Consider the following 13,223-nt stretch of genomic DNA (forward strand, 5'->3'; position numbering starts at 1 on the left):
CATGGCACCCTCTCCTGGTTGCATAGTGCGGGAGAGTATAATAAAAATTCTTTAACTGTAAACCCGGTCGACAAAAAAGGCCGGAAAGAGTGCACGGCACCGGAACCACACCAGATGACCATCCTGAAAGCCAAAGAGATCACGAAGCAGTACCACATCGGCAACCGGGACATCACCGTCCTCGACAACGTCACCCTGGAGGTAGCCCAGGGAGAATTCCTCGTGGTGAAGGGAGAGAGCGGCAGCGGCAAGTCGACGCTTCTCACCATCCTCTCCGGCCTGGACCGCCCGGACCGCGGACGCATCTCCATCGAGGGGCGCGACATAACCGACCTGGACGAAGACGCCATCGCCCCGCTTAGAAACAGCACCTTCGGCTTCGTGTTCCAGTCCTTCCACCTCGTCCCCTCACTCAGCGCACTGGAAAACGTCATGTTCCCGGCCGAGCTCAAGGGGGACAAGGAGGCCCGCACCAAGGCGCTCGCACTTCTCGACCGGGTAGGCCTCGCGCACCGGGTCGCCAGTTTCCCGCACCAGCTCTCGGGAGGCGAGAAGCAGCGCTGCGCCATCTGCCGGGCGCTGATCAACGACCCGCGCATCATCTTCGCCGACGAGCCGACCGGCAACCTCGATTCGGTGAACGGCGAGGCGATCCTCGCTCTGCTACTGGAACTGCAGCGCGAGCGCGGCACCACCATGATCCTCGTCACCCACAGCCCTGAAATAGCCGGGAGTGCAGATCGGGTCATCACGCTTAAAGACGGCCGGATCGTCACGGGCGCCGACCATGGTTAACACCCGCTTCATCCTGCGCCAGATGACCGGCGCGAAACGCCAGTGCGCCGTCTTCATCCTCTGCGTCGCCCTCTCCATGGTTACCCTCGTCTCCTTAGGCAGCTTCCGGGAAAGCGTTGACCGCTCGCTCTTGCGCGATGCCCAATCGCTGCACGCAGGCGACATCATCATCAGGTCCCACGCCCCCCTGCCCGCTCCACTCGAGAATGAAATCGCGCGGCTCGCTCGGGCAGGCGAAGTAAAAACTGCCCGCTACTGGGACTTTTACACGGTGGTCCAGAAAGCAAAGGATGAAGGATCGCTGCTGTGCGACCTGAAGGTGGCGGAGCCCGCCTACCCCTTTTACGGGCAGGTGACGCTTCGCTCGGGCCGTAACCTCAAAGATGTGCTGAAAGCCGGGAGCGTGGTCGTCGAGCAGCAGTTCCTGGATCGTTTGCAGGTGCATCTGGGGGATGCCGTGAAGGTGGGCAACGCAACGCTCGTCGTGCGCGATGTGGTGCTCGCCGAACCGGACCGGCCGGTGAACTTCTTCTCGCTTGGTCCGCGTGTTTTCGTCGCCGCTGCCGATCGTGAGGCGCTCGGACTGATCGGGCTCGGCAGCCGGGTCGATCACGTGACCCTTTTGCAGCTTGCGGATCAGGGAAAGCTCGATGCGACGGCGGAGCGTCTGGGCAAACTGGCCGACCAGTCCCGCGTGCGCGTGGAAACCTACCGGAACGCCGGCTCGCGGGTGAAGCGCTTCTTCGACAACCTCCTTTTCTTCCTGAACCTGAGCGGCATCTTCACCCTGCTCCTCTCCGGCTTCGGAATCCAGAGCACGCTTTTCGCGCTACTGAAGGAACAAGAGAAGACCATCGCGGTGATGAAGGCCCTGGGGGCCGGGAGCCGCTTCATCATCGGCCACTTCCTCGCCCTGACCCTAACGCTCGGCTGCATCGGGACGCTGCTTGGGCTTTGCGGCAGCGTATTCCTGCAGCATCTCCTTCCCGCCCTGTTCAGCGGTCTCATCCCGGCGCGGGTGACGCTGCAAATCTCGTTCAACGCCGTCTGGCAGGGGATGTCCATCGGCCTCATGTCGGTATTGCTCTTCACCGCCCTCCCCCTGTACCGCCTGAAAGAAGTGAAGCCGCGCGCCATCTTCGGCAAGGAGGAGACGACCACCCTATGGAGCCGTTCCACCTGGCTCATCGCCGGTGCCGGGGCCCTTTTCTTCCTCGGTATGGTGCTGGTGCGGCTGCGCGACCTGAAGACCGGGCTCTACTTCATGGCCGCACTGGTGCTCCTCATTCTTGTTTCCTACCTGCTTGCCAGTCTGGCATTGCACCTGCTCAGAAGGAGCGCTCCCGGAAACCTCGTACTGCGGCAGGCGTTGAAGGGGCTCTTCCGGCCGCACAATGCGACTCTATCAATCATGGTGACGCTCTCGGCGGCGCTCGGCGTCATCTTCTCGATCACCCTGGTTGAGAAGAACCTCGACGCCTCCTTCATCGAATCGTTTCCCCCGGGGGCTCCCAACGTATTCCTGATCGACATCCAGCCCGGACAGAAGGAGGAGGTTGGCACGCTCCTCGGCCCGGGCGCCACTTACTACCCGATCGTCAAGGGGACGGTGAGCGCCATAAACGGAGCGGTCATCGATCCGGATAAGGAGCGGCAGTCGCGTAGTGACAACCTCGGTCGCGAGATGAACCTCACCTACCGGGACGGGCTTCTCTCCGACGAGAAGATCATCTCCGGGAAGACGCTCTTCAGGAAGGACTGGGGCGACGTCCTGCAGGTTTCCGTGCTGGACACCGTGCTCAAGATGCACGAGATGAAGGTAGGCGACAACATCACCTTCAGGATCCAGGGGGTGCCCATGACCGCGCGGGTTGCCAGCGTCAGGACCCGCACCAGCAGCGGCTTCACCCCCTTCTTCTATTTCGTCTTTCCCGAGCAGGCGCTCTCCGACGCGCCGCACACGATCTTCGCCGCGGTGCGCGTGGACAAGCGGAAGATTTCCGCGTTGCAGAACCAGGTGGTGGCCCGTTTACCCAACGTCAACGTGATCGATCTTACCGAGACTGCCCAGCTTTTCGGCAGGATCATGGGGAAGCTCTCCACCATCGTCCGTTTTTTCACCTCGTTCAGCATCGTCGCAGGGGTGTTAATCGTGGTAGGATCGGTTTTCGCCACACGATATGCGCGCATACAGGAAGCCGTTTATTTCACCGTTTTGGGAGCGAGGAGGCGGTTCGTGCTCGGGGTATTTGCCGTGGAGAACCTCGTGATCGGCAGTGTGAGCGGGTTCATCGCCCTGTTGATGTCCCAGGTTGCGAGCCGGCTGATCTGCACGAAAGGGTTGGACATGACCTATGCCCCCTACCCCGTCGACAGCCTCTTGTTGGTAGTGGCGACCACCGTGCTGGTAGAGCTGGTCGCGCTCGCCGTGACCATCCCCCTGGTCCGTCAAAAGCCGGTGATCTTCCTCCGCGAGCAAACCGATGAATAGGCCAAGGAACGCCTTCCCATAATTCCCAGGCCTCCATTATTCCCATAAATCCGCTGCCGCCAAAACCAAGGAGCCCCCATGCCCACCCCTCCCTCCCGCAAGCTTCTCACCCTCTTCGCCCTAACCCTCTGCTCGGCCATCACCGCCGGTCCTGCGATCGCCGCCGGAACCGCGAAGCCCGCGGCAAGCTCCACCCAGGGTACCATCGTAGCCTTCGGCGACAGCCTCACGGCCGGCTACGGCGTGGCCGAAAGCGACTCCTACCCCGCGCAATTGCAGCGCAGGCTGCATGAGAACGGGCTTCAATGGACCGTGATCAACGCCGGGATCAGCGGCGAAACTAGCTCCGGTGCGCTTGCCCGCGTCGACTGGGTCATGAAGCTCAAACCCGACATCGTCATTCTGGAAACCGGCGCCAACGACGGCCTGCGCGGTCAGGACCCGGAGCTCACCCGGAAGAACCTCGACAGCATCATCACGAAGCTGCAGTCCAAAAACGTGGTCGTAGTGCTCGCCGGCATGCGTATGCTGAAAAACCTGGGTCCCGCCTACACGAGCAAGTTCGCCGAGGTGTACCGCCGCGTCACCAAGGAGCACAAGACCATCCTGATCCCGTTTTTCCTGGACAAGGTCGCCGGCAAGGAAGGGCTCAACCTCTCCGACGGTGTCCACCCGACCGGCAAGGGGTACGCCATCGTGACCGAAAACATCTACCCCTACGTCATCAAGGCGATAAGTCAGAAGACGCGGCGCTGACCATTCGGAAGCGGCTAAAAGTTGTCTGAACCCGCGTCTTCTCTTGCTTTTTCGCTCGATTTAATGTACAGATGCTCTGTTAAACTGGGCATCTTTGCTTACAGTCGGTGGACCTGCCTCCTCAACTCCCGACTCTTGTCCTTCTGCCGATTCATCACCTTAACGCCATCGCAATTCCGCTGCTGATTCGCTGGCAACAGGAGAATCCCGTTTGGATCTATTTTCACTTCAGGGCGATGCAAGCGTTCGCTCTGCCAGACCCGACAGTTTCGAGCCTGACACTATGAGCCTCCAAGAGGCGCTTCGTGACATACGCCATCCCCTGTACCTGCAGAAGAAAGACGGTGCCCTCGTTCCCCACCTTGGGAACGCCGAGGGACTGGCTTCCTTCGCCGGATACGCCCCCGCGTGTCTCCCGGAAAACCTGGGCGACCCCTCCTTTTGCCGCGAACTCGGCATCCGCTACCCCTACATTGGCGGCTCCATGGCCAAGGGGATCAGCTCCGCCGCAATGGCCGAAGAACTGGGGCGTGCCGGCATGCTCGGCTTCTTTGGCGCTGCCGGGCTCCCAATAGCGAAGGTCGCCGAAACGGCAGACCGCCTGAAGGCCTCCTTGGGCGACATCCCGTACGGCTTCAACCTGATCCATTCTCCGCACGAGCCTGAGCTCGAGAAGGAACTGGCCGAGCTTTACATCCGGAAAGGGGTGCGCATCATCGAGGCATCCGCATTCCTCGGCCTCACCCTTCCCCTGGTGCGCTACCGCCTGCACGGCATAAGCCGCGCCGCGGACGGCAGCATCGTCACGCCGAACCGTATCATCGCCAAGGTGTCGCGCGAGGAACTCGCCGCCAAGTTCTTCGCCCCGCCCCCGGAAAAGCTCCTGCGCGCGCTGGTTGAGAACGGCTCCATCACGCCGGAGCAGGCCGAGCTCGCAGCCCACGTCCCCCTCGCCCAGGACGTAACCGCCGAGGCGGATTCCGGCGGGCATACCGACAACCGCCCCGCCATGGCGCTTTTCCCGACCATCCTCTCGCTCGCCGCGCGCCTCGAGCGCCAGTACGGCTACGACTGCCGGCTGCGCGTCGGCCTCGGCGGCGGCATCTCGACCCCGGCCTCCTGTGCCGCAGCGTTCGCCATGGGGGCCGCCTACGTCATGACCGGTTCCGTCAACCAGGCCTGCGTCGAGTCCGGCACCTCCGACACGGTGCGCGCCCTTCTGGCCGGCACCCGCCAGGCCGACGTCACCATGGCCCCCGCCGCCGACATGTTCGAGATGGGGGTCACCGTGCAGGTCCTCAAACGTGGGACGATGTTCCCGATGCGTGCCGCAAAGCTCTACGAGATCTACCGCGCTTACGGCAGCATCGATGAGATCCCGGCCGCGGAACGCGAGAAACTGGAAAAGACCATGTTCCTTGCGCCGCTTGAGGAGATCTGGCGCGGCACCCGCGACTACTTCCTGAAGCGCGACCCGTCCCAGGTCGAGCGCAGCGAGCGCGACCCCAAGCACAAGATGGCGCTCGTCTTCCGCTGGTACCTCGGCATGGGCGCCCACTGGGCGAAAGACGGCGTGGAAAACCGCAAGATGGACTACCAGGTTTGGTGCGGCCCCGCCATGGGGGCCTTCAACGAATGGGCCGCGGGCACCTTCCTGGAGACGCCCGCCGAACGTAGGATCGTCACGGTAGCGCTCAACATCCTGCACGGTGCGGCGCACCTCACCCGCGCCAACTTCCTGCGCGCCCAGGGGATCGACCTCAGGCAGGAAGAGATCGCACCGCAACCTCTCGATATCGCACAAATCAAGGAGTACCTTTGTTGAAAACTGATGATCTGAAGCCCGCCACTTCCAGCAACGGAAATCAGCTCGCCATCATAGGCATCGGTTGCCTCTTCCCGAAGGCCGGTGACAAGGACGCCTACTGGGCGAACATCACCGACGGGGTCGACGCGATCACCGAAGTCCCCCCCACGCACTGGCCGGTGGACGCCTATTTCGACGAGGACAAGAGGAGCCCGGACCATACCTACGGTCGTCGCGGCGGCTTCCTTTCTCCGGTCGATTTCAACCCGATGGAGTTCAACATCCCTCCCAACGTGCTCGAGGCGATCGACACCTCGCAGCTTCTGGGCCTCATCGCGGCAGGCCAGGCGTTGAAGGACGCGGGTTACGGCCCGGAGCGCGCCTGGGACAAGAGCAACGTTTCCGTCATCCTCGGGGTTACCGGCACGCTGGAACTGGTCATCCCGCTGGGAGCACGTCTTGGGCACCCGGTCTGGCGCTCCGCCCTGAAGGACGCGGGTGTCGACGAAGAGACCGCCAAAGACGTAGTCGAGCGCATCTCCGACTCCTACGTTTCCTGGCAGGAAAACTCCTTCCCTGGGCTTCTCGGCAACGTCGTCGCGGGCAGGATCAGCAAACAGTACGACCTGGGTGGAACGAACTGCGTCGTCGACGCCGCCTGCGCCAGTTCCTTGAGCGCGCTGCATCTCGCTTCCATGGAGCTGAACTCCGGTAAATCCGACATCGTCGTGACCGGTGGTATCGACACCTTCAACGACATCTTCATGTACATGTGCTTCAGCAAGACCCCCGCACTCTCCCCCAGCGGTAACGCGAAACCCTTCGACGTCTCCGCGGACGGGACCATCCTGGGCGAGGGACTCGGTCTCGTGGTGCTGAAGCGGCTTGCCGACGCCGAGCGCGACGGCGACAGGATCTATGCAGTCGTCCGCGGCGTAGGCTCCTCCAGCGACGGCAAAGGGGACGCGATCTACGCGCCGAGCGCCGCAGGCCAGAAGAAAGCGCTTCTCGACGCCTACAAGAACGCCGACGTCACGCCGGAGAGCATCGGGCTCCTTGAAGCGCACGGCACCGGTACCAAGGTTGGCGACGCGGTCGAAGTGAGCGCGCTGCGCGATGTGTACGGGAAGTCCGATGCGCCGTGGTGCGCACTGGGTTCGGTGAAGTCGCAGATCGGCCATGCCAAGGCTGCGGCGGGTTCCGCAGGCCTCATCAAGGCCGCCCTTGCCCTGCACAACAAGGTGATCCCCCCTACGATCAAGGTGCAGACTCCGCAGAAAGAGGTGGTGGCCGACAACTCTCCGTTCTACCTCCCGGCCCACAAGCGTCCCTGGTTCCCGCGTCCCGACGTGCCGCGCCGCGCCGGCGTCTCGGCATTCGGCTTCGGCGGATCGAACTTCCATGTCGTGCTCGAGGAGTACCGTCCGGAGAAAGAGGCGGCCGACTGGGACGGCAACACCCAGATCATTACCCTTGCCGGCGCTGATGCGGCGGCCATCACGGCACAGCTAGACACCGTCCCGGCAGGGAGCGCGGAAGCTGCTTCGGCATGGACCGCGGTGAGGGATTTCGCCCTCGCCTCCCGTGCCTCGTTCGACGCCAAGGCACCTTGCCGCCTCGCGCTCGTTGTGGAACACGACAAGACGAACCTGGCCGCTATGGTGAAAAACGCCCGCGCCATGCTGGCAAAGAATGACAAGTCCGCCTGGCAGACCCCGGACGGCGCCTACTTCGCCTGCGGTGGCGTGCCCGGCAAGCTCGGTGTCCTCTTCCCTGGGCAGGGTTCGCAGTACAACGGGATGCTGAACGATCTCGCCTGCAGTTTCCCGCAGGTGCTCGACGCCCTCGTCACAGCCGATTCAGGTTTCCTCTCCGAAACCGGGTCGCGGCTATCCGACCTCATCTATCCGCCGTCCGCCTATGACGAGGCAACACGCGCGGGCCAGGAAGAAGCGCTTCGTGCCACCCAGGCCGCACAGCCCGCCATTGGTGCTACGAGCCTCGGTGCGCTGCGTCTGCTCCAGACTTTCGGCGTCGCCCCTGAAGCGGTCGCCGGTCACAGCTACGGCGAACTGACCGCGCTCTGCGCCGCCGGAAGGCTCGACGAAGGCGCCTTCCACGAACTCTCCCGCCTGCGCGGCAAGCTCATGGGCGCAGGCGACGGGGACAAGGGGAGCATGTTGGCCGTCTCCGCACCGCTCGCGAAGATTGCCGAGGTGGTCGCAGCCGAGAAGCTCGACCTCGTCATCGCCAACAAGAACGCCCCGACCCAGGCAGTCCTCTCCGGCGCCACCGCCGAGATCAAGCGCGCCGTCGCCATCTTCAAGGAGCGCGGGCTCACCTGCAAGGAGTTGCCGGTAGCGGCAGCGTTCCACAGCTCGCTTGTCGCCGACGCGGCGAAGCCGTTCCTGGCTGCGCTGGAAAAGATCGACATGCCGCAGGGTCGGATCCCGGTCTACGCCAACACCACCGCCGCCCTCTACCCGGCCGACACGGCCCAGGCGAAGGCGCAGCTTGCCGGCCAACTGGCCAAACCGGTCGAGTTCGTAGCGGAGATCGAGGCTATGTACGCGGCAGGGGTCACCACCTTCGTCGAAGTCGGCCCCGGCAACAGGCTTACCGGTCTTGCCCAGGCGATCCTTTCCGAGCGTCCGCATCTCGCGGTAGCCCTCGACGCCTCTTCCGGCAAACGTTCAGGCATCGCCGATCTCGCCCGCACCCTGGCTCAGCTGAGCGTACTTGGCTACGGCGTCAACCTCGCCCTGTGGGACGAAGGGCATCGCCCTGCCCCGGTCACCGGCAAGAAACCGGCCCTCAGCATTCCGATCAGCGGCGCGAACTACGTGAAACCGAAGCAGAAGAAACCGCCGGTTCCGCCCAAGCCGGTCGCGGCACCCGTTGCTCCGGTCCAGGCAGTTCCCACAAATACAAGCCAGGCCGCCGCTCCGGTTCAGCATGTGGCGCAGCGTCCCCAGGCGCCCCATCAGGTTGCGGCACCGGTAGCGCCCGTGGCACAGCCGAACTTTGCGCCCGTACAGGCAGCAGGCCAGGAGTCGCTCAGCGAATCGTTACGTCTAGCGCGTGAAGGGATGGCGGTACTGCAGAGGATGCAGGAAGACACCGCTCAGTTGCACCGTCGTTTCCTCGAAGGACAGGAAGTCGCCGCCAAGACCTTCCAGGCACTGCTCGAGCAGCAACAGCAGCTTGTCATGGGCGGCATGAGAGCGCCTGCGGCCACCGTCGCACCTCAAGTTGCGCCCGCAGCACCAGTACAGGCCGCAGCGTTTGTCGCGCCCACACCGACCTATACTCCGGCAGCCGTCGCCCAACCCGTGCCGTCGGTACCTGCCGCTTCACCGGCAGCAGTCTCGCAGCCCGCGGCAGCCATTCAGGCAGCGTCCGTCGCGGCACAGGCAGCACCCGTAGCATCTGCAAAGCCCGCTGCCGACAATGAACACATCACCCAGGCCCTGCTTGCCGTGATCGCCGAAAAAACCGGCTATCCCGTAGAGATGCTGGAACTCGATATGGGCATGGATTCCGATCTTGGCATCGACAGCATAAAGCGCGTGGAGATCCTGTCCGCGCTGCAAGAGCGTCTGCCCGGCAGCCCCGTGATCGGCCCCGAGCATCTCGGCACCCTGCGTACCTTGGGCGACATCGCCGGTCACCTCACTGCAGGTTCCGCAGCCGCAGCCCCGGTTGCAGCACCCGCTGCCACCACACCTAGCGCAGCAGCGGCCACCGAGTCCACCGATGGTGCCGCCAAAGTCACCGAGACCCTTCTCTCCGTGGTGAGCGAGAAAACCGGCTATCCCATGGAAATGCTCGAACTCGACATGGGCATGGACTCCGATCTCGGCATCGACAGCATCAAGCGTGTAGAGATCCTTTCCACCCTGCAGGAGCGTCTACCCGGCGCCCCGGTGATCGGCCCCGAGCACTTAGGCACCCTGCGCACCCTGGGCGACATCGCCGGTCACCTCGCTGCAGGCGCCGCCTCAGCGCCCGCAGTAACGGTTGCCGCGTCGACCGTCAGTGCCGCCCAGATCACCGAGACCCTCCTCGCGGTAGTGAGCGAGAAAACCGGCTACCCGGCAGAAATGCTCGAACTCACCATGGGCATGGACTCCGACCTCGGCATCGACAGCATCAAGCGCGTTGAGATCCTCTCCACGCTTCAGGAGCGCCTTCCCGAGTGCCCGACCATCGGTCCCGAGCACTTAGGCACCCTGCGCACCTTGGGCGACATCGCCGGTCACCTTGCCGCAGGCGCCGCCTCGGCGGCCCCAGTAGCAGTTGCCGCGCCCGTCGGGGCCGTCGCGTCCACAACGTCCGCGGTGTCCGCCATCAGCGCTGCCCAGGTCACCGAGACACTTCTCGCGGTAGTGAGCGACAAAACCGGCTATCCCGCAGAAATGCTCGAACTCACCATGGGCATGGACTCCGACCTCGGCATCGACAGCATCAAGCGCGTGGAGATCCTCTCAACCCTGCAGGAGCGCCTCCCCGAGTGCCCGACCATCGGTCCCGAACACTTAGGCACCCTGCGCACCTTGGGCGACATCGCCGGTCACCTCGCCGCAGGCGCCGCCTCAGCGGCCCCAGTAGCAGTTGCCGCACCCGCTGCGTCCACCGGGTCCACATCCACTACGTCTACCATCGACGCCGACAAGGTCACCGAAACCCTCCTCGCCGTAGTGAGCGACAAAACCGGCTACCCCGCAGAAATGCTCGAACTCACCATGGGCATGGACTCCGACCTCGGCATCGACAGCATCAAGCGCGTGGAGATCCTGTCCACCCTGCAGGAGCGCCTCCCCGAGTGCCCGACCATCGGTCCCGAGCACTTGGGCACCCTGCGCACCTTGGGCGACATCGCCGACTACCTTGCCGCTCCTGCGAAAGCTGCCGCCCCGGCCGCCCAGCCCGCGACTCCGGCCGTAGAAGCAATCCCGGCACCCGTCGCAGAGCCGGTACAGGCCGCACCGCAAAACATCCAGCGCAGCACCGTCGTCCCCATGCTTCTCACCGAGAATGACGACGCCGACACAATCACCCTCGCCAACGACGGCGAGATATGGGTCACCGACGACGGCTCCGCCTTCGCGGCGGAACTCTGCGGTATCCTGCTCGAGCACGGCTGCTCGGTCCGCAAGGTAAACGCCGCACAGGCAGGCCAGATCGCCCCGGCCGGCAAGCTTTCCGGCCTGGTCATCTGCGCGCCCGTAGCCGGCACCGACGACCAGTTCCTGGAGGACGCCTTCCTCCTGGCGAAAGACGCCTCGGCGGCACTCGTCGAGTCCGCCCGCGCCGACGGTGCCGTTTTCGTCACCGTCTCCCGCCTTGACGGGGCGTTCGGTTTCGGCTCCGCGAAATCACTCAAGGACCCGCTCTCCGGCGGCCTCGCCGGCCTCTCCAAGACCGCCGGTTACGAGTGGCCGGAAGTCTCCTGCAAAGCGATCGACCTCGGGGAGTTCGCACACCCCGCCACGGCAGCCGGCGCCGTCGCCGTCGAGATGCTGCGCCGCGGCCCGAGCGAAATCGGCCTCACCCCGGAAGGGCGCTTCGCACTGCAGACCACTGTGCTTCCGGCAGCTCCCGCACCGGAGCGCGCCGCTCTCGAGAAGGGCGACGTGGTCGTGATCACCGGCGGCGGACGCGGCGTTACCGCGGTATCCGCCCTGGCACTGGCAAACGAGTACCACCCCTTCCTGGTTCTGTTGGGTCGCTCGCCCGAGCCGCAGGAAGAGCCTGCCTACCTCGCAGGCCTCACCGAAGAGGCGGACATCAAGCGCGCCATCATGCAGAACGCAACCGGCAAGCTGCACCCGCGCGAGATCGAGGAGCGCTACCGCTCCGTGGTGGCCGGCCGCGAGCTGCGCGCCACGCTGGAAAGCATCTCCGCCACCGGCGCTCAGGCCATCTACCGTTCGGTCGACATCCGCGACCAGAGCGCCATGGAACTCCTTCTAGGTGAGGTGCGCCGCGCCCACGGTCCGATCCGCGGCATCGTCCACGGCGCCGGGGTCCTCGCCGACCGCCTCATCGTCGACAAAACGGCTGAGCAGTTCGAGCAGGTCTACAGCACCAAGGTGCACGGCCTCCGCTCCCTCCTGCATGCAACCCGCAACGACGAGCTGAAGGCCATCGCCCTCTTCTCCTCCTCGACCGGCCGCTTTGGCCGCGTCGGCCAGGTGGACTACGCGGTGGCTAACGAGGTGCTCAACAAGACCGCTCAGGTCGAAGCGCGTCGCCGCACCGACTGCCGCTGCGTCAGCATCAACTGGGGCCCCTGGGACGGCGGCATGGTCACCCCTGCCCTCAAGAAGGTGTTCGCTTCCGAAGGGATCGGCGTGATCGGTCTCACCGAGGGAGGCTCCTTCCTGGCCCGCGAGATCGCAGCCAACGACGCACCGGTGGAAATCGTCGCCATCGCCGACCTGCCGGAGCAGGCAAGCGTCACGCCCGCCGTACCGTCTAGGGCGCAGAACCTCTCCGAGGCATTCGCACTCACCCTGACCGTGCCCGAATTTCCCTTCCTGCGCTCCCACGTGCTGGACGGCAAAGCGGTACTCCCCATGGCCGTGATCGTCGAGTGGCTCGCCCATGGCGCTCTGCACGGCAACCCGGGCTTCCGCTTCCACGGCTTCAACGACCTGCGCATCTGCAAGGGAGTGGTTTTCGAGGACAACACCCCCTTCACGGTGAACGTGATGGCGGGGCGCGCCGAGAAACGCGAGTCCTTCTGGCTCGTCCCCGTCGAGCTTTGCAGCCCGGGTGTGAACGGCAAGACCGTACTCCACGCACGCGCAGAGATCGTTCTCGCGACTAAACACCCGGAAGGAATCCGCTCTATAACGGAAATTCCGAGCACCACCTATCAGCCGCTCGAAGGGGTGATCTACAACAACGAGCGTCTCTTCCACGGCCCCGACCTGCACGGCATCGAGCAGGTGGTCGGCTGCTCCGCGAAGGGGATCGCCGCCACGGTGAAGGGTGCCCCGGCGCCCGGGAAATGGATCAGGCGACCGCTCCGAAGCGCCTGGATCACCGATCCGCTCGTTCTCGACAGCGCCTTCCAGATGATGATCCTCTGGAGCTTCGAGCGCTTCGGCGCAGGCTCGCTGCCGTGCTTCGCGGCACGCTACCGCCAATTCCAGGAATCCTTCCCGCGTGAAGGGGTGCAGGCGGTGATCCGCGTCACCCAGGAGAGCGCGCACGGCGCCAGCGCCGACATGGAGTTCCTCGACCGCGCCAGCGGCAAACTCGTGGCGCGCCTCGAAGGTTATGAGTGCGTCATCGACCCGTCCCTCAAACAGGCCTTCCAGCGCAACAAGCTGCGCACCGTGACGGTCGTGGGGGCGGCATAAG

Annotated in this window: 5 protein-coding genes; all 5 read left to right on the forward strand. The window is 64.4% G+C overall.

The window, feature by feature from the left end; all coding sequences use genetic code 11:
• Positions 1 to 114: 114 nt before the first annotated feature.
• The 5 genes from E4633_RS09420 to E4633_RS09440 all read left to right on the forward strand — a co-directional run bounded on the left by E4633_RS09420 (position 115) and on the right by E4633_RS09440 (position 13,222).
• A complete protein-coding gene (locus E4633_RS09420) occupies positions 115 to 795 on the forward strand; it encodes an ABC transporter ATP-binding protein (RefSeq protein WP_135869991.1) in 681 nt (226 codons plus the stop codon).
• On the forward strand, positions 788 to 3,286 hold the full coding sequence (locus E4633_RS09425) for an ABC transporter permease (protein ID WP_135869992.1): 2,499 nt from the start codon (positions 788 to 790) through the stop codon (positions 3,284 to 3,286). The genes E4633_RS09420 and E4633_RS09425 overlap by 8 nt, the downstream gene beginning before the upstream one ends.
• 78 nt (positions 3,287 to 3,364) lie before the next feature.
• A complete protein-coding gene (locus tag E4633_RS09430; protein WP_135869993.1) occupies positions 3,365 to 4,042 on the forward strand; it encodes an arylesterase in 678 nt (225 codons plus the stop codon).
• Positions 4,043 to 4,253: 211 nt separating this feature from the next.
• Complete coding sequence (locus tag E4633_RS09435) at positions 4,254 to 5,867, forward strand: PfaD family polyunsaturated fatty acid/polyketide biosynthesis protein (RefSeq protein WP_135869994.1); 1,614 nt, start codon at positions 4,254 to 4,256, stop codon at positions 5,865 to 5,867.
• Positions 5,864 to 13,222, forward strand: coding sequence for a type I polyketide synthase (locus tag E4633_RS09440; RefSeq protein ID WP_135869995.1), 7,359 nt, complete (start codon positions 5,864 to 5,866; stop codon positions 13,220 to 13,222). Before E4633_RS09435 ends, E4633_RS09440 begins: the two co-directional genes overlap by 4 nt.
• The last annotated feature ends 1 nt before the right edge of the window (position 13,223 follow it).

It is taken from the genome of Geomonas terrae (assembly GCF_004791675.1).
Classification (GTDB): domain Bacteria; phylum Desulfobacterota; class Desulfuromonadia; order Geobacterales; family Geobacteraceae; genus Geomonas; species Geomonas edaphica.